General features: G+C 64.2%; 15 protein-coding genes. 7 read left to right on the forward strand and 8 right to left on the reverse strand.

The features are described from left to right. Positions 1-23 precede the first annotated feature (23 nt). The gene (locus HMPREF2792_RS12300; RefSeq protein WP_070533966.1) at positions 24-905 is read left to right on the forward strand and encodes a DUF3109 family protein; all 882 of its coding nucleotides are present in this window, start codon (positions 24-26) and stop codon (positions 903-905) included. Here HMPREF2792_RS12300 and HMPREF2792_RS12305 read toward each other — a convergent pair. The 4 genes from HMPREF2792_RS12305 to mshA all read right to left on the reverse strand — a co-directional run bounded on the left by HMPREF2792_RS12305 (position 902) and on the right by mshA (position 5,040). After that, complete coding sequence (locus tag HMPREF2792_RS12305; RefSeq protein ID WP_070521121.1) at positions 902-1,600, reverse strand: response regulator transcription factor; 699 nt, start codon at positions 1,598-1,600, stop codon at positions 902-904. The genes HMPREF2792_RS12300 and HMPREF2792_RS12305 overlap by 4 nt on opposite strands. Then, on the reverse strand, positions 1,597-2,862 hold the full coding sequence (locus HMPREF2792_RS12310; protein ID WP_070521124.1) for a sensor histidine kinase: 1,266 nt from the start codon (positions 2,860-2,862) through the stop codon (positions 1,597-1,599). The genes HMPREF2792_RS12305 and HMPREF2792_RS12310 overlap by 4 nt, the downstream gene beginning before the upstream one ends. A gap of 73 nt (positions 2,863-2,935) precedes the next feature. Further along, positions 2,936-3,685 (reverse strand): phosphoglyceromutase, encoded by a 750-nt coding sequence (locus tag HMPREF2792_RS12315; RefSeq protein WP_070521289.1) that lies wholly within the window; start codon positions 3,683-3,685, stop codon positions 2,936-2,938. An 89-nt stretch (positions 3,686-3,774) separates the two neighbouring features. After that, positions 3,775-5,040, reverse strand: a complete 1,266-nt coding sequence (gene mshA, locus HMPREF2792_RS12320; RefSeq protein WP_070533967.1) for a D-inositol-3-phosphate glycosyltransferase — start codon at positions 5,038-5,040, stop codon at positions 3,775-3,777. Between the two features lie 76 nt (positions 5,041-5,116). Between mshA and HMPREF2792_RS12325 the strand changes: the two genes are divergently transcribed. Together HMPREF2792_RS12325 and HMPREF2792_RS12330 are read left to right on the forward strand one after the other, a co-directional pair. Next, entirely contained in the window at positions 5,117-6,829 is a 1,713-nt protein-coding gene (locus HMPREF2792_RS12325; RefSeq protein WP_070533968.1) for a long-chain-fatty-acid--CoA ligase, read from the forward strand. A 179-nt stretch (positions 6,830-7,008) separates the two neighbouring features. Further along, complete coding sequence (locus tag HMPREF2792_RS12330; RefSeq protein ID WP_070533969.1) at positions 7,009-8,748, forward strand: long-chain-fatty-acid--CoA ligase; 1,740 nt, start codon at positions 7,009-7,011, stop codon at positions 8,746-8,748. Here HMPREF2792_RS12330 and HMPREF2792_RS12335 read toward each other — a convergent pair. Continuing rightward, complete coding sequence (locus HMPREF2792_RS12335) at positions 8,745-9,671, reverse strand: hypothetical protein (RefSeq protein ID WP_070533971.1); 927 nt, start codon at positions 9,669-9,671, stop codon at positions 8,745-8,747. The two genes, HMPREF2792_RS12330 and HMPREF2792_RS12335, sit on opposite strands and share 4 nt — an antisense overlap. Before the next feature lie 372 nt (positions 9,672-10,043). Between HMPREF2792_RS12335 and HMPREF2792_RS12340 the strand changes: the two genes are divergently transcribed. Further along, the gene (locus tag HMPREF2792_RS12340) at positions 10,044-18,956 is read left to right on the forward strand and encodes a type I polyketide synthase (RefSeq protein WP_070533973.1); all 8,913 of its coding nucleotides are present in this window, start codon (positions 10,044-10,046) and stop codon (positions 18,954-18,956) included. 164 nt (positions 18,957-19,120) lie between these two features. After that, the gene (locus HMPREF2792_RS12345; RefSeq protein WP_070533974.1) at positions 19,121-19,324 is read left to right on the forward strand and encodes a hypothetical protein; all 204 of its coding nucleotides are present in this window, start codon (positions 19,121-19,123) and stop codon (positions 19,322-19,324) included. A gap of 75 nt (positions 19,325-19,399) precedes the next feature. Here the strand turns inward: HMPREF2792_RS12345 and HMPREF2792_RS12350 are convergent, their stop codons facing one another. Beyond that, positions 19,400-20,584, reverse strand: a complete 1,185-nt coding sequence (locus HMPREF2792_RS12350) for a YihY/virulence factor BrkB family protein (RefSeq protein ID WP_232748550.1) — start codon at positions 20,582-20,584, stop codon at positions 19,400-19,402. Positions 20,585-20,668: 84 nt separating this feature from the next. Between HMPREF2792_RS12350 and HMPREF2792_RS12355 the strand changes: the two genes are divergently transcribed. Beyond that, positions 20,669-21,145, forward strand: coding sequence for an S-ribosylhomocysteine lyase (locus HMPREF2792_RS12355; protein WP_070533976.1), 477 nt, complete (start codon positions 20,669-20,671; stop codon positions 21,143-21,145). A 33-nt stretch (positions 21,146-21,178) separates the two neighbouring features. On the opposite strand, the gene HMPREF2792_RS12360 is transcribed toward HMPREF2792_RS12355, so the two are convergent. Then, on the reverse strand, positions 21,179-21,376 hold the full coding sequence (locus tag HMPREF2792_RS12360; RefSeq protein ID WP_070533977.1) for a hypothetical protein: 198 nt from the start codon (positions 21,374-21,376) through the stop codon (positions 21,179-21,181). Positions 21,377-21,451: 75 nt separating this feature from the next. Next, entirely contained in the window at positions 21,452-22,561 is a 1,110-nt protein-coding gene (locus tag HMPREF2792_RS12365) for a UDP-N-acetylmuramate dehydrogenase (protein WP_070533979.1), read from the reverse strand. A gap of 24 nt (positions 22,562-22,585) precedes the next feature. On the opposite strand from HMPREF2792_RS12365, the gene HMPREF2792_RS12370 reads away from it, so the two are divergent. After that, a complete protein-coding gene (locus tag HMPREF2792_RS12370; protein ID WP_070533980.1) occupies positions 22,586-23,077 on the forward strand; it encodes a DUF2505 domain-containing protein in 492 nt (163 codons plus the stop codon). Positions 23,078-23,096 lie beyond the last annotated feature (19 nt).

The following is a 23,096-nucleotide window of genomic DNA, read 5'->3' on the forward strand; positions in this document are numbered from 1 at the left end:
TAGTAGGTCTACCGTGGGTAGGTGTGAATCGCCCGAAATCAAAAGAAGTTTACCTGGGTTTTCCGGCCTCCTCCCCCGCGGCGGCTTCCATTATCGCCGGCCGCGAAAAGGCCCCCGACTTCCCCAGAGAGTGGTTCGAATTTACGGATCCGCACGATCCACTCCACGTCTTTTCCATCGACCTGACCTGGCTCGAATCGCACTATGCCTGCCAGTTTGGGACGGAGAGGTGCCACGGCATCGATAAGCAACAGCCCGACGTCGGCTGCTGCGTGCACGGCGCATACATGGCCGATGAGACGGATCGAGAGCAGCTTCGCGACGCCGTCGCCCGCATGCCCGCACGTTTCTGGCAGCACCGCCCAGAGGGGGTAGATGAGTTCCTGAAGCACGGTGAACCCGAGGAGCTGGAACCGTGGCTGGAGTGGGATGAACTCGACGGCGATGATGGCGAGCCGGAACCGGCGCTGAAGACGCCGCTTGTCGCCGGCGCCTGCATCTTCGCCAACCGCGCCGGCTGGCCCACGGGCGCGGGTTGCGCTATCCATCAGTGGGCGCTCGACGCGGGGGAAGAGCTCACCGTGGTCAAGCCCGAAGTGTGCTGGCAGCTGCCGATTCGCCGGCACGAAGACTATGAGGAGCGCCCCGACGGGGAGGAAATCCTACGCACCACCATCGGTGAGTACGACCGCCGCGGATGGGGCAACGGCGGCGAGGACTTCGATTGGTATTGCTCGGCCGATCCCTCGTGCCACACCGCGGAAGAACCGCTGTGGAAGTCGCAGAAGACCGAGCTGATCGCGCTACTCGGCGAGGAGTGCTACGAAATCCTGGCCAAGCACTGCGAGGCCCGGGCGCGCTCCGGAGTCGAGTTCCCGCGGCACCCAGCGGACCCTGGCGCTTAAGCCTCGAACTTGTATCCCAGGCCGCGCACCGTCACGAGCTGCTGCGGGTGGGAAGGCTCGGCCTCGATCTTGGAGCGGAGGCGCTTGACGTGGACGTCGAGAGTCTTTGTGTCACCCACGTAGTCCGCGCCCCAAATACGGTCGATGAGCTGACCGCGGGTCAGCACGCGCCCAGAGTTGCGCAGCAGGTACTCGAGGAGATCAAACTCCTTGAGCGGCATGGAAACCGGCTCGCCGGCGACAAGCACGGTGTGGCGCTCCACGTCCATGCGCACGCGGCCGCCTTCCAGAATCTGCTCGTCGGGCTCCTCCTCACCGTGATCGGAAGAGGCATCGTTACCGCGGCGCAGCACCGCGCGGATGCGGGCGATGAGTTCGCGAGAGGAATAGGGCTTGGTTACGTAATCATCTGCGCCCAGCTCTAGCCCCACGACCTTGTCAATTTCAGAGTCGCGCGCGGTCACCATGATCACCGGCACGGAGGATGTCGCGCGCAGTTGCTTGCACACGTCCGTTCCGGACATACCCGGCAGCATGAGGTCCAGCAAGACGATGTCCACGTGGTTCGCTGCGAACTGTTCTAGCGCGCTGGGCCCGTCCGGGGCGAGGAGAACGTCGAATCCCTCCTTTCGGAGGAGGAAGGCGAGGGGATCGGCCAGCGACTCTTCATCTTCAACGATGAGGATGGTGGTCATTGCGCTTTATCCTTTCGACGAGCGGCTACGCGCGCCACGGCGCGCTGTAAACCAGGGGCGGCGGAGCTGACAGCCCCGTCTTCTATATTATCCCGATGAATAAGATTATCTGCTGGCTTTTCTTCCGCGTAGATAGGGAGCTCGATTGTGAACGTCGAGCCAGTTCCGGGGCGTGACCACAGTTTGATATTGCCGCCGTGATTAGCCACGACATGCTTCACAATGGCCAGACCAAGGCCGGTTCCACCGGTCTGCCGGGACCGCGCCTTATCCACGCGGAAGAAGCGCTCAAAGACCCGCTTCTGGTCTTCTGGAGCAATGCCGATGCCACGGTCGGTGACGCGGATGTGGACGACCTTTCCGCCGACGACCTTCTGTGTAACCGACACCGGCATCTCATCCGGCGAATAGTGGATGGCATTTGAGATGAGGTTGGAGATCGCCGTGACCAAGAGGGACTTGTCCCCCATGACCTGGACCCCCTCGGAATCACCGCGGGTGAGCTGATTGTGGTGGGAATCGGCGGCAAGCTGGTTGCGGGTAATGGCCTCATCGATGATCTCATCGAGGTCGAGCGGCTCCATTTCCGGGAGCGCCTCCGCGCCCTGCAGTTTAGACAAGGAGATGAGCTCGCTGACCATGTCGGCCATGCGCGCCGCTTCCTTCTGCACCTTGCTGCCGAAATACTCGACGTGCTCGGGATTCCCGGTGTCCTCAAGGAGGGCCTCAGCCAGCAGCGCGATGCCACCCACCGGGGTTTTCAGCTCGTGGGACACGTTGGCCACGAAGTCACGGCGAGCGGATTCCATGCGCACCGACTCGGACTCGTCGGTGCCGTAGACGATGACGAAGCGATCGTCGTTCAGCGTCAGCGGCTGGACCACCGCACGCACCTGAATCACGCGATTTCCGGTGCGCCGCTTCGGGATAGAAAGGTCCAGCGTTCGGGTCTCTTTATCCTCGAAAACCTCTTGCGCAACCTTCCACAGATCGGGGTTCACCGCCCGGTCGTGCACCATCGACATCTCATGGGAGGCAGGGTTAGAAAAAATGATCTCTTTGGAGCGCGAGAGCACGGCCATCCCGGCTGGAGAGCCGGACACGGCGAGGTGCAAGACCTGGCTAACGCTGGTGACCTGGTTCGCATCCGCATCACGGACGCGGCGGCGCACCAGGCGCTCGCGGACCCGGGTGATCACCGGTATGGCCAGGCCGCAGGCCACCACGCCGGCCAGGAAAGCTAGTACCAGTTCCACAATCATTCACGCCCCTACAAAGAATCCCCAAGGAGTATAGGCTCCTTGGGGTTCGTGCGCAGCACGTAGCGGTTTTCGGCTACTTCTTGCCACCCTGCGCGGCCACGGCGGCTGCACCAGCAGCGGCAGCCTCCGGATCCAGGTAGGTGCCACCCGGGTTCACCACGGAACCGTCTTCAGCGATCTCGTAGACCAGCGGGATGCCCGTCGGGATATTGAGGCCGGCGATCTCCTCATCGGAGATCTGATCCAGGTGCTTGACCAGCGCGCGCAGGGAGTTACCGTGTGCGGCGATGAGAACGGTCTCACCCTTCTTGGCGCGCGGGAGGATCTCCTCCTCGAAGTAAGGAACGAAGCGCTCGACGACATCCTTCAGGCACTCCGTACGCGGAACCTGATCCAGGTTGGCGTAGCGCGGGTCACCGGCCTGGGAGTACTCGGCGCCGTCCTCCAGCTCCGGCGGCGGGGTGCCGTAGGAGCGGCGCCATGCCATGAACTGTTCCTCGCCGTACTTGTCCTTGGTCTCGGCCTTGTTGAGGCCCTGCAGTGCGCCGTAGTGGCGCTCGTTCAGGCGCCAATCGCGCACGACCGGAATCCAGTGGCGGTCTGCGGCATTAAGCGCAATGTTGGCCGTGCGGATGGCGCGGCGCAGGAGGGAGGTATACACGACAGTCGGCAGAATGCCCTGTTCCTTGAGCAGCTCGCCGCCACGCTTGGCCTCACCCTCACCCTTGGCGGTGAGGTTGACATCAACCCAACCGGTGAACTGGTTGGACTCGTTCCATTCGGACTGTCCGTGTCGAAGTAGAATCAGCTTTCCGTTACTCATAAACACCAGCATGCCACGTTTTTCGGCGGCCCGCCTGTGAACCCGAGCACATCACCCCTAACTGTGGGTTTATGCCCGCTTATGTGGGATTAGTATCCGATTGCCCGGCGCGCGTGGCAGTCCGGAATCTCAATACTCATCGCGTCGGCGTAGATGTTCTCCAACTGGGCGGCGGCCGCCGCCCAACTGAACTGCTGGGCGTGATCGACGGCGGCTTCGCCCATGGCGATGCGGCGGGGGTCGTCGTCAAGCAACTGCTCCAGCGCATCCGCCCAGTCTTGCGCCGAATGGGAGTGGACGAGCAAGCCCGTGTCACCATCCGCGACGGCGATGGGCAAGCCACCGACGGCCGCCGCCACCACGGGCGTTCCGGAGGCCTGCGCTTCCATGGCCACCAGCCCGAAGGACTCGTTATAGCTGGGCACCGCAACAATATCCGCGGCCTGATAGATGGCTACGAGTTCCTGCGGCGGGCGCGGGCTCAGGAAGCGCACGACGCGCTCCACCCCCAGCTCGCGAGCCAGATTGTGGTAAGTATCCGGCGAGGAATTCGCCCCCGAGGCGCCACCACAGACGACCACACGCAGGCGGCGATCCGGATCGCGCTCCATCAGCTCCGCCGTTGCGCGAATAAGCACATCAGGGCCCTTGAACTTTTGCAGGCGGCCCACAAACGCCACCACCTTGGTGTGCAGCGGGATACCCAGCTGGCGGCGCGCACGCTCCGTCATGCGGTCGGTGCCCGGGGTGTAGAGATCCGTGTCCGCACCCGGGGAGACCACAACGATATTGTCCGGCGATGCATCGTAGTGCTCGATCAGATCGCGGGTCTCCTGGGCTGTATTAACCACCAGGATGTCAGCGTTATCCACCAGCTGCTGTTCGCAAATGCGGCGCGCCTCAGTCTCTGGGGTGTCATCGAGCGTGCGGTGCACGTTCTTCACCGCGGCCAGCGTGTGCGCGGTGTGGACGAGGGGGATGTCCCACAGATCGCGCAATAACCAGCCCACCTGACCGGAGAGCCAATAGTGAGAGTGGATGACGTCATAGTCCACCTCAAAACAGCGCGCGAAGTTATAGATCCCGCCCGTAAACGCAGCCAACTGGGTGGGCAGCTCTTCCTTGCTCAAGCCCTCATAGGGCCCCGCCACAATGTTGATGACGCGCAGGCGCTCCTCGACGCCCACCACCTCACCCTGGCTGGGGCGCGTGGCGCGGGTAAAAATATCGACCTCCACGCCGCGGCGTGCGAGCTGGCGAGCAGTATTGAGAACGTAGACGTTCATGCCGCCCGCATCCCCGGAACCGGGCTGCTCAAGGGGCGAGGTATGCATGGAAATCATCGCGATGCGCATAATTTCCCAGTGTATCCCGAAACGACCCGCGTTATACTGGCCCGTACCTTAACCTACGCGACCGAAAGGTGAATCGATGTCGGCATACGAGTCCAAGGCGTGGCTCCAGTACTACCCAGAGTGGACACCACATAGCCTGGAATACGGGGACACCACGCTTCTCGACGTTTACGACAACAACCTCGCGCTCCACCCCGACAAGCCGGCAACCTACTTCTTCGGCCGCACACAAACCTACGCCGAGCTGGACAAGCAGGTCCGCCGCGCCGCCGCCGGCCTGCGCGCCTTCGGAGTGCGCCCGGGGGACCGCGTAGCCATCGTCGCCCCCAACTGCCCGCAGTTCATCGCCTCCTTCTGGGCCGTGCTCAAGCTGGGCGCCATCGCGGTTTTACACAACCCTCTCTACACTGCCCACGAGCTGGAGGGCCTGTTCCAGAACCACGGCGCACGCATCGCCATTTCCTGGGATAAGACGGCCTCCACCTTGGAGAAGCTGCGCCCGACGACCTCCCTGGAGACCGTCGTCTCCATCAACATGATCAACGCGATGCCGACTCCGCAGCGCTTGGCCCTGCGCCTGCCTATCCCGCCACTGAAGTCCAAGCGCGATCAGCTCACCGCCCCGGCACCGAACACGGTGCCGTGGGAGTCCCTCGTTGGCAACGCCATTGGCGGCGATGGTTCTGACGTCCTCACCCCGGAGGACGTCACCAAGGACACCACCGCGCTCATCCTGTACACCTCCGGCACCACCGGCAGCCCCAAGGGCGCGGAGCTGACCCACGGCAACCTTTTCTCCAACCTGCTCATGGGCAAGCACTGGGTCCCAGGCCTGGGCGATTCCCCGGAGCGCATGCTCGCTGCGCTCCCTTTCTTCCACGCCTACGGCCTGACCATGAACGCCACCTTGGCGCCGCTCATCGCCAGCGAATTGGTTCTGCTGCCGAGCCCGCAGATGCCGCTCATCATGGATCTCATGAAGAAGCACACCCCGACCTGGGTGCCGGGCGTGCCGACTCTGTACGAGCGCATCGTGGCGAAGGCGGAAGAAGATGACGTCTCCCTGGACGGCGTGCGCGCGGCCTTCTCCGGAGCGTCGACCCTGCCGGTCAATACCGTGGAGAAGTGGGAGAAGTACACCGGCGGCATGCTCGTGGAGGGCTATGGCCTGACGGAGTGTTCGCCCATCATCGTGGGTAACCCGATGAGTGACGCCCGCCGCCCCGGCTACGTGGGCATCCCCTTCCCGGATACCGAGATTCGCATTGCCAACCCGGACAACCTTGATGAGACCATGCCGGATGGCGAAGAAGGTGAGGTGCTGGCCCGCGGCCCGCAGATCTTTAAGGGCTACTTCGGCGATGAGGAAGCCACAGAGAAGGCCTTCCACAATGGCTGGTTCCGCACCGGCGATATGGGCGTGATGGAGGAAGACGGCTTTATCCGCCTGGTCAGCCGCATCAAGGAAATCATCATCACCGGCGGATTCAACGTCTACCCCGGTGAGGTTGAGGAAACACTGCTGGATCACCCAGACGTGGCGGAGGCAGCCGTGGTGGGTCGCCCGCGTTCGGACGGTTCGGAGGACGTCGTAGCCTGCATCGTGCTTAACGACGGCGCCGCGCTCGACCCCGAAGGCCTCAAGGACTACTGCCGCGAGCGCCTGACCCGCTACAAGGTGCCGCGCACCTTCTACCACTTCGAAAAGCTGGCCACCGACCAGCTGGGCAAGATTCGCCGCCGCGAGGTTCAGGCGGATCTGCTCGAGCGCCTCAAAGCGGAGAAGTAGCACTCCATAGCCCCGGAACCGATCCCTGCGTGATAAACGCACATCACCGGGGCTATTGATTTATCCCGAAAAGATTTCGTTACTGCAAGCAACTTTGCAAAGATTTGCGAGACTTCCGTCACAAATTAGTTATACTGTTTCACACATAACAAGTTTGACCACCTAAGGAGTTCGCGAACATGACCGAAGCCCCTGCTCAGGCCTCTTCCGCCTTTGAGACGAAAGCCTGGCTCCAGTACTACCCTGAGTGGACTAAACCTAATCTGGACTACGGCACCGAAACGCTTTTGGACTCCTACCGAGAGACCGTGGAGGAATTCGGCGACAGGCCGGCGACGTGGTTCTTCGGTCACCAGATGACCTACCGCGAACTCGATACCCACGTGCGCGCCGCCGCAGCGGGCCTCAAGGCCTTTGGCATCCGTCCTGGTGATCGCGTCGCCGTAGCACTGCCCAACTGCCCCCAACACGTGGCGGTGTTCTACGCCATCCTGAAACTGGGGGCGACCGTCGTGGAGCACAACCCGCTCTACACCGCGGCTGAGCTCGAGCCCCTCTTCCAGGATCACGCCGCCCGCGTGGCCGTGGTCTGGGATAAGGCGAGCCCCACCTTTGAGAAGCTGCGTGATTCCACACCGCTCGAAACGATTGTTACGGTCAACATGATCGAGGCCATGCCGCGCCGCAAGCAGCTGCTGTTGCGCTTGCCGCTTCCCTTCATCAAGGACAAGCGCGCGGAGCTCTCAGTTGCCGCTCCCAATACCGTGCCGTGGAACGTGCTCACGGGGCGCGCCATCGGCGGGCAGGGCTACAAGCTAGAGGATGCGAAGGTCGATCTCAATGACACCGCACTTATTCTCTACACATCCGGAACCACCGGCAGGCCCAAAGGCGCGGAGCTGACCCACTCCAACCTGTATTGCAACATGAAGATGGCGGAAGCATGGGTCCCCGAATTGGGCAACAAGGCCGAGCGCATGCTCGCCGCCCTCCCCCTCTTCCACGTCTACGGCCTCACCCTTATCGCCGCCCTCGGCGTGCACATCGGCGGTGAGCTCGTCCTCACCCCAGCTCCCAAGGTGCCGCTTCTTCTCGAGATCATGAAGAAGCGCCGCCCTACTTGGATGCCGGGCGTGCCCACGATCTACGCCAAGGTCATGGAAGCGGCCCAGGAACGGGGCATCGATCTGCACGGCATCGAGAACAGCCTGTCGGGCGCAGCGGCGCTACCGGCGGAGATCGTTGAGGAATGGGAAACGGTCACCGGCGGCCTACTCGTAGAAGGCTACGGGCTCACGGAAACCTCGCCGATCGTGGCCGCGAACCCACTCAACAAGAATCGCCGCCCCGGCTATATCGGCATCCCCTTCCCGGATACTGAGGTGCGCATCGGCAACCCGGACAACCTCGATGAAACCCAGCCGGATGGCACCGCGGGCGAGCTCCTCGTGCGCGGACCGCAGGTATTCAAGGGCTATTTCAACATGCCGGAAGCCACCGAGCAGGCTTTCCACGACGGCTGGTACCGCACGGGCGACATGGCAGTTATGGAGTCCGATGGTTTCATCAAGATCGTCTCCCGCATCAAGGAAATGATCATTACCGGCGGCTTTAACATTTACCCAGCCGAGGTGGAAGACGTGATCCGCCAGCACCCAGACGTCACCAACGTGGCCGTCGTTGGCCGTCCGCGTGCGGATGGATCCGAGGACGTCGTGGCCTGCATCATCCTGGAGGACGGCGCGGTGCTCGACCCGGAGGGACTCAAGGACTACTGCCGCGAGCGCCTGACCCGATACAAGGTGCCGCGCACCTTCTACCACTTCGAGCACCTGGCCTCCGACCAACTGGGGAAGGTCCGCCGCCGCGAGGTGCAGAAGGACCTTTTGAAGCTGCTCGGAGAACAAGCACCGGCCTAGGCAGCCCGGTCGATATAGCGCATCACGCGCGTGGGATTGAAGGTTCGGTAGAAGGCCTCACCTGCTCCGACAAGCTGGCTCACCAACGCACTGAGCTGCCAGTCCAGCTGCTCATCGGTATAGCCCCACTTCGTGGGAATACGGGCCGTGGTCACCAGCACGAGGTCCTGCTCATCGCCGCCATCGAGGTTTACCACCTCGATGCGCGCGGAGTAGACATATTGATCATCATTCATGAACTCGGCCCAGCGCACGAGCGCATCAAGGTCGCACGCACAGCGGCCGGAGGGCGTGACGAGGCGGAGTTCAATATCCCCGGAGCCATCACGAGCGGATTCAATAGTGATCGCGTGTTCATTGATGAGGATGCTCACGACCCCATTCCGGTGGTCCACCACGTGAACGGGCGTGCCGATCATTGCCAGGCGCGTGGCGCGCTCGTACACTCGCCACATCCCCACCGCTGAAACCCCATAGGCCTCGCTGAAATAGTGGGGCGATACCGGCTTAAGCCCAGACCCCTTCCGTGGCTTGGAGGGCTCTTCCGGAAACTGCTCATCCAGGCGCGCGAAGACCGCCGACATTTCGGCCGCATAGCCCACGATAATGCTCTTGAGCTGGGCATTCGTGGCCGTCGACGGCAGATAAGGCGGTGCAAAGATCCGCAAGTGGGTGTGCATGTCGGAGCTTCCACAGGGCTCGGCCACGAGGTTGCCGGAGATTCCACCGCCGTTGAGATCGTTGACCTCCATGCGCAAAGGCTGCCGGTCCGGATCGAAGCACACGGCGCCACCCCAATACCCGAGCACGCAGAGGCCGCCCATCTCCTCGTTGACGTCGATGCTTAAGAATCCGCCGGCAATCTTGATGGTGGGCAAGCCGGTTGAGGAATCCTCCTCAAGCTTGCCTGCCAGCTTGGTCATAGTTTTGATTACTCGGCTTTTGCTGAGCCGAGCTGGTGTCTTGTTTGTTTTCTCGGTTGCTGATTGAGACATAGTCCCCCCTTGTTTTTCTTTTCTTTCATGCTGCGCGAACCGATGCTGAGCCACCCCTGCTCCTCCCCGAGCCGCTGCAGTGAGGCCAAGAATACAAAAGGTTGCGCAACTTCGCGCGGCGGAGACGCGGCGAGTACCCCCACAACCCAAACGTGAGAAAAACCTCACATTTTCCGCGCGGGAGACACCTATGCGCAAGGGCTTCGACTACGGTGGCTCATCATGATTGTTCTGTAGGGCTAACTAAGTCTGCCCGCAGCTCTTCATCACACCGTTCCCCATCAGCTCAAAAGAGGAAAGATGCCTGTAACTATGCTGCATTCCATGCCCCGCCCGGCCGTGCTTTTCGCCGGACAAGGCTCCGATTGGCAAGGTTTCATCGCCACCGCCGCGCAGACTGCCGCCACTGCCGAATCCCTACGTGAGGCCCTCGCCCAAGCCCGCAGCCTCACCGGCCCCGCCGCACGCACCATCGCCTCCACCTGCCCCGGCGCGCTGGAGCGCCTCGAGCAGCTCATCGCTGGTTCCACCGAGTCCACTACCCTCGACTCGCTGCCTGCGGTATCCATCCCGGGCATCGTCCTGGGCCAGATTGCCGCCATCGAGCAGCTGCGTGACCTAGGCGTCGACATCGATGAGCGCGCTGGGCATTCGCAGGGAAGCTTGGGCGCGTTGGCCGTCGACAAGCCGGCGCACGCCCTCGCCCTGGCCATCCTGATGGGGACCGCTGCCAGTGCGGTCAATGGCTCCGATCCGCGCTCCCAGATGCTGTCTGTCCGTGGCCTGGAGCGCGGCTTCGTCACTGAGCATCTGCACGGCACCGCCGCCATCGCCGTGGTCAACGGCCGCCGCCACTTCGCACTTTCCGGCAGCCCGGAGGACCTGGCCGCCACCCGCACCGCCATCGAGGAGGCCGTCAAGGGCTTCAACGCCGAGCTGGAGAAGCGCACCATCGGCGGCGATGAGCTCAGCCCTCGTTTCGATGAGCTGCCCGTGGCCCTTCCCTTCCACAACCCGGTGCTGGCCATGGCGGCCGAGCGCACCGTGGCGCTGGCTCAGAAGTGCGGCCTCGACGTGGATGAGGCCCGCGCGCAGGCCGAGGCCATCCTGGTCAACGAACATGATTGGCCGGCCACGCTGGCCGCACTCAACTCCGAGCACCTCATTGTCCTGGACCGCGCGCTGACCACCCTCACCCGCCGCGTCGTGGAGGGAACGGGTGTCACGGTGATCTCGGCCGCCACCCCGCAGGAGGTCAATGCGCTGGCCACACCAGGCACTGAACTGCCCAAGGCTCTGAACTACGCCGACTTCGCCCCGCGCACCATCGAGCTCCCGAACGGGCGCACCTATACCCAGACCCGCTTCTCCGACCTCACGGGCCTCTCCCCCATCATGCTGGGCGGCATGACGCCGACGTCTGCTGATGGAGAGATCGTGGCCGCGGCGGCCAACGCCGGACACTGGACGGAGATGGCCGGCGGCGGCATGTACTCCGATGAGGTCTTCCGCTCGCACCTGGCCACCATGGAAAAGCACCTGCGCCCCGGACGCACGGCACAGTTCAACACCATGTTCTTCGACCGCTTCCTGTGGAACCTGCACTTCGGCCAGGCGCGCATCGTGCCCAAGGCCCGCGCGGCCGGTGCGGCTTTCAACGGCGTGTGCATCTCCGCCGGTATTCCGGAGGTAGAGGAAGCCGGCGAGCTGCTGGACCGCCTCCACGCCGACGGTTTCCCTTTCATCTCCTTCAAGCCCGGTACCGCAAAGCAGATCCGGGATGTGCTGGCCATCGCCACGGCCTACCCGGAGGACCGCATCATCATGCAGGTCGAGGACGGCCACGCCGGCGGCCACCACTCCTGGGTCAACCTGGATGACATGCTGCTGGATACCTACGCCGAAATCCGCCAGCACCCCAACGTCTACCTGGCAGTCGGCGGCGGCATCGCCTCTCCGGACCGCGCCACCTCCTACCTCACCGGCGAGTGGGCGATAAAGCACGGCCTGCCCGCTATGCCTGTCGACGCCGTCTTCATCGGCACCGTCGCCATGGCCACCAAGGAAGCTAAGGCCACCGATTCGGTGAAGGACCTGCTGGTCAATACCACCGGCATTTCCCCAGAGGACAATGATGGCTGGGTCGGCCGCGGAACCGGAGCGCATGGCGTGGCGTCCTCCCAGTCCCACCTGCTGGCGGACATCCACGACCTGGATAATTCCTTCGCGGCGGCCTCGCGCCTGATTACTTCCCTGAGCATCGAGGACTACCCGGCGCACCGCCAGGAGATCATCGATGCCCTGGCCAAGACCTGCAAACCCTACTTCGGCGATGTGGAATCCATGACCTACGCCGAGTGGCTGGAGCGCTTCGTGGAGCTGGCCCACCCGTTCGTGGATCCCAGCTGGGATGACCGCTTCCTCGATCTCCTCCACCGCGTCGAAGCCCGCCTGAACCCGGCGGACCACGGCCAGATTGAAACCTTCTTCACCAGCGTTGAGGACGTCCACGATGCCCCGCGGGCCGTCGCTAAGCTGCTGGCTGAATACCCCGCCGCACGTACCACCGAGGTCTCCGCGCGCGATGCCGCCTGGTGGATTTCGCTGCACTACAAGCACGTCAAGCCCATGCCGTGGGTGCCCGCCATCGATGGCGACCTCAAGAGCTGGTTTGGCAAGGACACGTTGTGGCAGGCCCAGGATGAACGCTATACCGCCGACCAGGTGCGCATCATCCCGGGCCCGGTAGCCGTGGCCGGCATTACCAAGAAGAACGAGCCGGTGGCAGAGTTGCTCGCCCGCTTCGAGCAGGCCACCACGGATGCGCTGCTGGAGCAGGGCTCGACCCCGCAGAAGGCCTTCTCCCGCCTGAATTCCGCCGCCGATGAGGCCGAGTTCCTGCGTACTTCTCCTACCCTGCTGTGGCACGGCCACCTCATGGCCAACCCGGCTTATGAGATGGATGAGAACGCCTTCGACCTGCGTCAGGATGCCGAGGGCAACTGGGAGATCGTCATCACCGCGGACTCCTACTGGGATGACCTGCCGGAGGAGCAGCGCCCCTTCTACGTTCGCGAGGTCACCGTCCCAGTGGACCTGCCGGAAGATGTAGCCACGGGTGGCTCCCCGGTGGTCTCCGAGGAGCGCCTACCCAACTCCGTCTTCACCCTCTTGGAGGGGCTGGCCGGTGTCGGCTCCACCGCGGAGCAGGGCGATGAGATTACGGAGATGCCCACCGTCGAGTCCGGCTACTCCTTCCACTTCCCTGCTTCGCTGCTCTCCGCACACAGCGCGGTGACCTGCGGCGATGCCGCAGCCGAGAAGGCCGGCACCCCGGATGTTCTGGTCGGCCCCTGCTGGCCGGCCATCTATGCCGCGCTCGGCTCCGGACGCCTGGAGGATGGTTACCCGGTCATCGAGGGCCTGCTCAACGCGGTGCACCTGGACCACGTCATCGACGTGCGCGTACCGCTGGAGCAGCTTGCCGACGGCCGCCAGATCGACGTCACCTCTTCCTGCACCGCCATCGAGGAATCTGTCTCCGGGCGCATCGTCACGGTTGAGCTCGAGCTCAAGGACCACGCTTCCCAAGACATCGTGGCCACGCAGATGCACCGCTTTGCCATCCGCGGCCGCGCCACCGGCACCGCCGCACCGAGCCAGGCGCCGGAGTGGGGCGGCGGTAAGTCCGCCACCAAGGTGGTGCCGACGCCGCGCTCCTTCGTCGACCGCGCCACCGTCACCGCCCCGCAGGACATGACGCCCTTCGCGCTGGTCTCCGGCGACTATAACCCGATCCACACCTCTTATAACGCAGCCCAGCTGGTGAACCTGCAGGCACCGCTGGTGCATGGCATGTGGCTCTCGGCCGCCGCGCAGCAAGTGGCCGGACGCCACGGCCGCGTGGTGGGCTGGACCTATTCCATGTACGGCATGGTGCAACTGGGTGATGACATCGAGGTCACCGTCGAACGCGTCGGCCGCAAGGGCATCCACCAGGCCCTCGAGGTCACCTGCCGCATCGAGGGCGAGGTGGTCTCCCGCGGCCAGGCCCTGCTTGCCGCGCCGACCACGGCGTATGTCTACCCCGGCCAGGGCATCCAGGCCGAAGGAATGGGCAAGGGCGACCGCCAGGCCTCCCCGGCAGCGCGCGAAGCGTGGCGCCGTGCTGATGCGCATACCCGCGAGAACCTGGGCTTTAGCATCCAGAAGATCATCGATGAGAACCCGACGGAACTCACCGTTCGCGGCACCACCTTCCGCCACCCGCAGGGCGTACTGCACCTGACCCAGTTCACGCAGGTGGCCCTGGCTGTGGTGGCCTATGCCCAGACCGAGCGCCTGCGCGCCGAGGACGCCCTGGCCCCGACCTCCTACTTCGCCGGCCACTCCCTGGGCGAGTACACCGCCCTGGCCTCGTTGGCGAATATCTTCGACCTCGAGGGTGTCATCGACATCGTCTACTCCCGCGGCTCCGCCATGGGCAGCCTGGTCCCGCGCGATGCGGAGGGTAACTCCGAATACGCCATGGCGGCACTGCGCCCGAACATGGCCGGCATTGATGCCGACAACGTCGACGCCTGGGTGGCTGAGGTCGCCGCAGCCACCGGCGAGTTCCTGGAGATTGTTAACTACAACATCTGCGGCCAGCAGTACTCCATCGCCGGCACCAAGAAGGGGCTCAAGGCCCTGGTGGACAAGGCCAATGCCATCGCCCCGCGCGCAGCCGTCATGGTCCCGGGCATCGACGTTCCTTTCCACTCCCGCGTGCTGCGCGAGGGTGTTCCGGCCTTCGCCGAAAAACTCGACGAGCTCCTGCCGCAGGAGCTGGACCTCGATGCCCTGGTGGGACGCTATATCCCGAACCTGGTGGCCCGCCCCTTCGAGCTCACCCAGGACTTCGTCGACGCCGTGGCCCCGCTGGCACCCTCCGGCAAGCTGGATGGGCTGGAGGTGGAGGACCTCTCCGAGCACGAGCTCGCCCGCCTGCTGCTCATTGAGCTGCTGTCCTGGCAGTTCGCCTCACCTGTGCGCTGGATTGAGACCCAGGAGCTCCTCTTTGGCAAGGTCGATCAGATCATCGAGGTCGGCCTGGCTTCTTCCCCGACGCTGACCAACCTGGCCACCCGCTCGCTAGCCGTCGCCGGAATCCCGGAAGGCACCATCCGCGTGCTCAACGTGGAGCGCGACCAAGAGCAGGTCATGCTTGCCGACGTCTCCGAAGCCCCCGCCGCCGCACCGGCTGCGGAATCCGACGCCGAAGAGGCACCGCAGGCGAGCGAAGCACCAACCGAGACTCCGGCTGAGGCAGCGCCGACTGCACCGACTCCTGCACCTACCGCCGCAACTGCGAGCGACGCCCCCGAGCTGCGCTTTGGCGCGGCTGAGGCAATCATGGTGCTCTTCGCCTTCCAGAACAAGATTCGCGTGGACCAGATCACGGACTCCGACACCGTGGAGGAGCTGACCAACGGCGTATCCTCGCGCCGCAACCAGCTGCTCATGGACATGTCCGCGGAAATCGGCGTGCCGGCCATCGATGGCGCCGCCGATGCCGACGTGGCTACGCTGCGCGAGAAGGTCGCCACCGCCGCCCCGGGCTACTCCGCGTTCGGCCCGGTGCTGGGTGAGGCCGTCGGCGCGCGCCTGCGCCAGCTCTTCGGAGCTGCGGGCCTCAAGCCCACCGCCGTGGCGGACTACGTCACCGGCACCTGGGGACTGCCCGAATCCTGGGTTTCCCACGTCGAGGCGGAGATCCTGCTCGGCTCCCGCGAGGAGGACTCGGTGCGCGGCGGCTCGCTGAGCACCGTGCCGGCGAGTGCCACCTCGAAGTCCGCGGCGCATGAGCTTATCGACGCCGCCGTCCAGGCCGTCGCCGCTACCCACGGCGCGTCCGTCTCCAAGGGCGCTGCCGCCGGTGGTGCCGGTGGCGGTGCCGTGATTGACTCCGCTGCGCTCGATGCCTTCGCCGAGACCGTCACCGGCGAGAACGGCGTGCTGGCTACGGTCGCCCGCCAGGTGCTCTCCCAGCTGGGTTTGGACTCCGAGCCGGAGCTCATCGAGGCACCTGATACGACCGTCATCGATGCCGTTGAGGCAGAGCTCGGCTCCGGCTGGCTCAAGTCCGTCACGCCCTCCTTCGATGCGAACAAGGCCGTGCTTTTCGACGACTCCTGGGCCATCGCCCGCGAGCGCCTCGCCCGCGTGGCGCTGGGCCAGGCCGAGTACCCGGTGGACAGCTTCCGCGGTGCCGGCGAGGATCTAGCTCGCCAGGCCCGCTGGTGGAAGCGCGGAGACATCGCGCAGGCCGCCGTGGACACCACCCCCGGCGCGTTCGCCGGTGAGGTCGCCCTGGTCACGGGTGCTGCCCCTGGTTCCATCGCCACCGCGCTGGTGGAGCGCCTGCTGGAAGGCGGCGCGACGGTCATCATGACTGCCTCGCGGGTGAGCCAAGCCCGCAAGGAGTTCGCGCGCACGCTCTACGCCGAGCACGGCGCTGCTGGTTCCGCCCTGTGGCTGGTCCCGGCGAACCTGTCGAGCTTCCGTGATATTGACGCCCTCATCGACTGGATCGGCACTGAGCAGCGCGAGTCCGTGGGCAACGAGGTCAAGATTCTCAAGCCTGCGCTGACCCCGACGCTGGCCTTCCCCTTCGCCGCGCCGAGTGTCTCCGGCTCGCTGGCGGATGCCTCCGGAACGACCGAGACGCAGGCCCGCCTGCTGCTCTGGTCCGTCGAGCGCACCATCGCGGGGCTGGCAAGGTTGAGCCAGGGGGACGTCGACAAGCGCTGCCATGTCGTCCTGCCGGGCTCGCCCAACCGCGGCACCTTCGGCGGCGACGGCGCCTACGGCGAGGTCAAGGCAGCACTCGATGCCATCCTCAACAAGTGGAAGGTCGAGGCCGGCTGGCCGCAGGGTGTCACCCTGGCGCAGGCGAAGATCGGCTGGGTGGCTGGCACGCACCTCATGGGCGGCAACGATGGGCTGGTGCCCGCCGCCGAGAAGGCCGGCATCAAGGTGTGGAGCCCAGAGGAGATTTCCACCGAGCTCATGGACCTGGCCAGCGCCGACTCGCGCGCGCAAGCAGCGCATGCCCCGGTGGAGAAGGACCTCACCGGCGGCTTGGAAGGCTTCTCCCTCACCGAGCTTGCTGCCGGTGCGGAAACCGCTAACGCAGTTCCACACGAGGATAAGGACGCCCCCGCGACCATCACCGCGCTGCCCAACCAGGTACAGGCAGTACAGCCTGGCCTGGAGGAAGAAGTTGGCCAGGTCACCACGGACCTGGAGGATATGGTGGTCATCGCCGGCATCGGCGAGGTCTCCTCATGGGGTTCCGGCCGCACGCGCTTCGAGGCCGAGTTTGGTCTGCAACGCGATGGTTCCGCGGAGCTGACCGCCGCCGGTGTGCTGGAGCTGGCGTGGATGACCGGGCTGGTGGAATGGCGCGAGGATCCACACCCGGGCTGGTTCGTGGTGGAGAGCGATGAAGAGATCGCCGAGGAGGACGTCTTCGAGCGCTTCCGCGATGAGGTCGTCGCACGCTCCGGTGTGCGCACGCTGACGGATAAGTACCACCTGACCGACCGCGGCTCCATCGACCTGACCACTGTCTTCCTCGACCGTGACGTCACCTTCACCGTGGATTCGGAGGCCACCGCCCGCGATATTCAGGACGCGGACCCGGAGTTCGTCAGCATCGTCGAGGCGGACGGCGAATGGCAGGTCACCCGCCGCCAGGGTGCCACCGTCAAGGTGCCGCGCAAGGCCACGCTGACCCGCACCGTCGCCGCGCAGATGCCGGATGACTTCGACGCCGCCAAGTGGGGAATCCCGGAGCACATGCTGGATTCCTTGGACCGTATGGCGGTGTGGAACCTGGTCAGCGCGGTGGATGCCTTCACCCAGGCCGGCTTCTCCCCGGCAGAGCTGCTGCGCTCCATTCACCCGGGTCAGGTGGCCACTACGCAGGGCACCGGTATCGGCGGCATGGAGTCCCTGCACAAGGTCTTCGTCACCCGCTTCCTCGGCGAGGAGCGCCCGTCCGACATCCTGCAGGAAGCCCTGCCGAACGTCATCGCGGCGCACACCATGCAGTCCCTGGTGGGCGGCTACGGTTCCATGATTCACCCCATCGGCGCCTGCGCTACCGCGGCGGTGTCGATTGAGGAGGCCGTGGACAAGATTGCCCTGGGCAAGGCCGACGTGGTCGTGGCCGGTGGCATCGACGATGTCCAGGTGGAATCCCTCCAGGGCTTCGGTGACATGAACGCCACCGCGGAGACCGCGAAGATGACCGCCAAGGGAATCGATGATCGCTTCATCTCCCGCGCCAACGACCGCCGCCGCGGCGGCTTCCTCGAAGGCGAAGGCGGCGGCACGGTCCTGCTAGTTCGCGCCTCACTAGCAGCCGACTTAGGACTGCCGGTGCTCGCGGTGGTCGCGCACGCTGCCTCCTATGGCGACGGCGCCCACACCTCCATCCCGGCCCCGGGCCTGGGCGCGCTGGGCGCTGGCCGCGGCCGGGAGAACTCCCGCCTGGCGCGCTCGCTGCGCGGTCTGGGCCTGACGCCAAACGACGTCAGCGTCCTGTCCAAGCACGACACCTCCACCAACGCCAACGACCCCAACGAGTCGGAGCTGCACTCCCTGCTGTGGCCGGCGATTGGCCGCGATGAGGACCAGCCGATGTTCGTCATCTCCCAGAAGACGCTCACCGGCCACTCCAAGGCGGGTGCCGCGCTCTTCCAGACTGGCGGCATCATCGATGTCTTCCGCACGCACCGCATCCCGGCGAATGTGTCCCTGGACTGCGTCGACCCGCTCATCGCCCCGAAGGCGCCGAACCTGGTGTGGCTGCGCTCCCCGCTGGACCTCGCTGCGGCGGGCCACAGCGTGAAGGCCGCGGCACTGACCTCGCTTGGTTTCGGCCATGTCAGCGCGCTCATCGTCTACGCCCACCCAGGCGTGTTCGAGCAGGCCGTGTCCCAGCAGCGCGGGGCGGATGCCGCCGCCCAGTGGCGTGAGCGGGCCGAGCAGCGCCTGCGTGCTGGCCGCGCCCACTTCGAGGCCGGCATGCTGGGCCGCGCCCCGCTCTTCGAGGTCATCGAGGGCCGCCGCCTCCCGGCACGCGACGCCAAGGCCGCCGAGATTGCCATGCTTCTCGACGACTCCGCGCGCCTCACCGAAGACGGCACCTACCCCTCCGCCTAAGGCGCTAGCCCCTAACAGCAAGCCCTAAGAACAAGCCGAGGAAGTCCGCTAAGAAGCGGGCCTCCTCGGCTTCTTTTTCTGCCTGCGCCCCTCGCCTCGTGATAGTTTTCGCATAAGACACCGTTTACCTAAATGCGAGACTTCCACGAACCAGAGGACGAAGCATGGATATTGAAAAATTCCTCATGACAGCTGTCGGCTCACTCAGCGTCATTTCCCTTATCGGGTGGCTCTCCGCTGACTACGAGTGGTCAACCAGGGCCACAACGGTAATGGGGTTTGGATTCCTTATCTCAGCACTGATTGACAAGCGCAGGCAAGAAAAGGCCGCGGGCCAACGCCGGGTTCCAGAAGAGTCTGTGCAGTAACCGCCCGGCTTCACAACTGCCCTATCTGCCAAACTTATCGCCGATCCATGCAACGCGGGGGCAAGGTTTTGGCATCTAGGCGCGTTCTTCCTCTGATTCCTCCGCCTGCTCGTCCTGCACCTGCCGCGCGTTATCTGAAATCTCACGCGCCCTCTGCTCCAAGCTCTCCTGGGCGCGGGCCTGGGCTTGGGATGAGTTCTCGGCGCGCGGCGGGGCTTGGATGAAACGCTCGGAGTGCAATCCCAGCTGCAGCTCCTTAGCGCGCAGCACCTCAGCATCAATCTTGATGCCAAGGATGAGCACTGTGTTCATCAGCCACATTGCCACGAAGACCGCCATGACGGTACTCAGCGCACCATAGGCGCTGGCCGCAGCAAGGTACTTCAGGTAGAGACCCACCAAACCCCAGGACACAACCGTGCCCACGAGCGCCACGATGGAACCGTAGGTAATCCACCTAAAGCGCCCGGGCCGCACGTTGGGGCCAAAGTGATAGAGCACCGCGATGAGCGTGAGCACCACAACCACGGTGACTGGGAAGCGCAGCCAGTTCCACACTGGGAGAAAGATTCGCACCAGGTACGTGGCGGCATCTTCTAGTCCTACGTTGCGAGCAAGCGGAATCAGCCCCTCATTAAGAACTGCATCACGCAGCAAGTTGGCAAAAAGCACGATGACCGCGCCGACCACGATGACTGCTGTCAGCCCCCACATCAGCGCCCACGTGCGGATGATGCCGCGGCCCTCCACCCGGCCGTACACGGTATTGGCTGTCCGCGAGAAGGCCCGCACATACGCCGAGGCAGAAAACAGCGAAATGGCCAGGGAGATGATCAGAGCCAACGTGCCCTGCGCGCTGGAGCCGATGATCGTGCCGACGACCGTATGGGCTTGCTCAGAAAGCGAACCGGGGACGTACTGTTCGATGAGCTCTGAGGTCAGTTGCTCCACTTCTGCTTGGCGGGAGGAGAAGATGAGCGTGGCAATGGAGTAGGCGGCCAGCACCGTTGGTGCAAAAGCCATGAGCGTGAAGTAGGTCATCCCGGCGGCGCGGTCCATGAAGGCATCGTGGAAGAAGTCATTCCACGTGCGGCGGATGACCAGCCCCCAGCTCTCCTTGCGCAGGCGATTACCTTTGGCGAGGGGGTTGTGTTCTTCATCGTGGCCCTGGACCTCCAGGACGGTCGGGCCTTTAAACGGCACGATTGTCTCCGGCTCCTCGGCCGACATAGCGTTGCCGTCAATCTCCTCTTCGCTCATATCTGACCAGCGTATGCGGCACAGCCCGCATTCAGGGGAAGGACACTCTGGCCACAGCCAGAGCCGTGGTTACACTGGGAAGGCATGACTGAGAAGAACACCGAGAACAAGATCAACGTAAAGTCCTTCGAACTCGATCACCGGCTTGTCGCCGCCCCCTATATCCGCGTCGCCGACCGCACCGACCTGGGCGGCGGGGTCGAGATTATCAAGTATGACCTGCGCTTCTGCCAGCCCAACAAAGAGCACCTCGGTACCGAAGCACTGCACTCGGTCGAGCACATGATGGCCAACTTTATGCGCAACTACACCGACAAGCTCATTGGTTTTGCCCCGATGGGCTGCCGTACCGGCTTCTACGCCATCACCAACGGCATGGAGCAGGATGAGCTGCTCCGCGCTGTCGAGGGCGCACTCAATGACATCCTCAATGCCACTGAGGTTCCCGCCGCCAACGAGGTGCAGTGCGGCTGGGGCGCCCACCACTCACTCGAGGGTGCACAGGAGGCCGCACGCAACTTCCTCGCGGCCAAGGAAGAGTGGCTCAACGTCATGGCCTAAATGGCCATGACATCGGGGCGGGGCCTATCCGTCCTAGGACTCGAGGCGTCGGATCTGGGTACGGGCGACGAACAGCCCGGCGACGCCAAGCCCCAAAACACTCGCCATCAAGGTGCAACGTGCTGCGCTGAACTCCGCGAACAGTCCAGGGATCAATAGGATCGCCGCCACGCAGAGAAGGCTCGAAGCAAAGAGGAGGATGGCAAAGAGTACGTCTTTGGGGATGTACATGCGAGGTCCTTTCCAGGCGGCTAGTGACTGCCTGCGGCGAACTAGTAATTCAACGCTATTTTAAATATTTCGCACTTATATTTCTACCCCTAGCCAGATGGGCTCCGGCTCCAGCGTCACGCCGAAGGCCTTCTGAACCCCGGCGCGGATGTCGCGGGCCAGCGCAACGATATCGTCCGCAGTGGCCTCACCGCGGTTGGTCAGCGCCAGGGTGTGCTTGGTGGACAAGGTTGCCTTCGCACCCGACTCTTCACCCGGGTAGCCCTTGGCAAAGCCGGCGCGCTCGATGAGCCACGCGGCGGAGAGTTTTTCCTTTCCTTCTCCTCCTTCACCCACCGCATGGCGCGGCATGCGGTCGGCATCCGCGTCGCCACGGGCGGCGCGGACGGCTTCCTGGATGGAATCGGCAAGCTCGGGCTCGACGATGGGGTTGGTGAAAAAGGAACCGGCCGACCACGTGTCGTGATCTTCTGGGTCAAGCACCATGCCCTTGCCGCGGCGCAGCTTCAGCACGTCCTCACGGACGTCGGCCACGGGGCGGCGCTCACCGGGGTTCTGGGTGAGCTGGCCAAAGCGCAGGGGCCTCGACAGGCCGTCGGTAGTCAGCTGCAGCTCGACGGCCAGCACCACGCCGCGCCCGGTGAACTTCAGGTTGGAGTAGCGATAGGCCAACTCCAGGTCCGCGGCCGGCACCCACGTCGCGGTCTGGGTAGCGCGCTCGTAGAGATAAACCTGCGTGAGGACGTCGGAGGTCTCCGCACCATAGGCGCCGACATTCTGCACCGGCACGGCACCCGCATTGCCCGGAATCCCGGATAGGCACTCGATGCCGCCCAGGCCGCAGTCCACGGACAAAGCCACGACGTCATCCCACACCGCGCCCGCATCAGCACGGACAAGTCCATCCGCCACGGAGGCATCGATGTCCTCAAAGTCGAGGATGACAACCACGACGTCGAGCTGGCCTTCTGCCACGACCAGGTTGGAGCCGCCGCCGACGACGAGGTAGTCCTGGGAGGCGTCGTCAAGCGCGGCCAAGGCCGCAACCGCCGACTCAGCACTGGCGCACCGCACCGTCACCAGCGGGGTGCCGCCAATGCGCAGAGTGGTGAGATCGGCAAAGGTGGTCTCGGAATCGAGAGTGACACCGTCTAGTTCAGCGAGAGTCATGAATTTATCTAGCACGTCTACCAAGGTAGTCTGTAACTCATGTCAACCCGTAGCGAAAACACCGTTATCATCAACCAGCCCATCGATAAGGTGCACAAGGCACTGACCACTCAGGAGTACTGGGACTTCATCGTGGCCAAGCTGTCCCCGGAACCGGGTACCGTGCACGAGTTCACCGGCAACACCGCCGTGCTCTACGAGATTCTTCCGACCTCCCTCCTCCCGGAGGCCGTCCGCGCCATGGTCTCCCAGGACCTCAAGGAAAAGCGCACCGTGACCATCGGCGAGGTTGTCGATGAGCAGATGTCCGTCTCCTTCACCGCTGACGTCAAGGGCACCCCGGTCGATTTCAAGGGCGACATCACCTACAAGGGCCAGGGCGAGTCAACTGCTCTGGATTACGTCACCGAGGTTTCCGTCAACATCCCGATGATGGGCGCTGCCATCGAACCGAAGGTCGCTGAGGCTCTGCAGGAGCTCTACACCAACGAGGGCAAGCTCACCGAAGAGTGGATCTCCAACAACCTCTAAACAGCTCTCTACAACGCAG

The sequence above is a fragment of the Corynebacterium sp. HMSC068H04 genome (assembly GCF_001811255.1).
Taxonomy (GTDB): Bacteria; Actinomycetota; Actinomycetes; order Mycobacteriales; family Mycobacteriaceae; genus Corynebacterium; species Corynebacterium hesseae.

What these genes read in the sequence shown, in the direction of transcription:
- HMPREF2792_RS12305 (WP_070521121.1), bottom strand. Translation starts at nt 1,600, where the DNA reads ATGACCACCATCCTCATCGTTGAAGATGAAGAGTCGCTGGCCGATCCC.
- HMPREF2792_RS12310 (WP_070521124.1), bottom strand. Translation starts at nt 2,862, where the DNA reads ATGATTGTGGAACTGGTACTAGCTTTCCTGGCCGGCGTGGTGGCCTGC.
- HMPREF2792_RS12315 (WP_070521289.1), bottom strand. Translation starts at nt 3,685, where the DNA reads ATGAGTAACGGAAAGCTGATTCTACTTCGACACGGACAGTCCGAATGG.
- mshA (WP_070533967.1), bottom strand. Translation starts at nt 5,040, where the DNA reads ATGCGCATCGCGATGATTTCCATGCATACCTCGCCCCTTGAGCAGCCC.
- HMPREF2792_RS12325 (WP_070533968.1), top strand. Translation starts at nt 5,117, where the DNA reads ATGTCGGCATACGAGTCCAAGGCGTGGCTCCAGTACTACCCAGAGTGG.
- HMPREF2792_RS12330 (WP_070533969.1), top strand. Translation starts at nt 7,009, where the DNA reads ATGACCGAAGCCCCTGCTCAGGCCTCTTCCGCCTTTGAGACGAAAGCC.
- HMPREF2792_RS12335 (WP_070533971.1), bottom strand. Translation starts at nt 9,671, where the DNA reads ATGACCAAGCTGGCAGGCAAGCTTGAGGAGGATTCCTCAACCGGCTTG.
- HMPREF2792_RS12340 (WP_070533973.1), top strand. Translation starts at nt 10,044, where the DNA reads ATGCCTGTAACTATGCTGCATTCCATGCCCCGCCCGGCCGTGCTTTTC.
- HMPREF2792_RS12345 (WP_070533974.1), top strand. Translation starts at nt 19,121, where the DNA reads ATGGATATTGAAAAATTCCTCATGACAGCTGTCGGCTCACTCAGCGTC.
- HMPREF2792_RS12350 (WP_232748550.1), bottom strand. Translation starts at nt 20,584, where the DNA reads ATGAGCGAAGAGGAGATTGACGGCAACGCTATGTCGGCCGAGGAGCCG.
- HMPREF2792_RS12355 (WP_070533976.1), top strand. Translation starts at nt 20,669, where the DNA reads ATGACTGAGAAGAACACCGAGAACAAGATCAACGTAAAGTCCTTCGAA.
- HMPREF2792_RS12360 (WP_070533977.1), bottom strand. Translation starts at nt 21,376, where the DNA reads ATGTACATCCCCAAAGACGTACTCTTTGCCATCCTCCTCTTTGCTTCG.
- HMPREF2792_RS12370 (WP_070533980.1), top strand. Translation starts at nt 22,586, where the DNA reads ATGTCAACCCGTAGCGAAAACACCGTTATCATCAACCAGCCCATCGAT.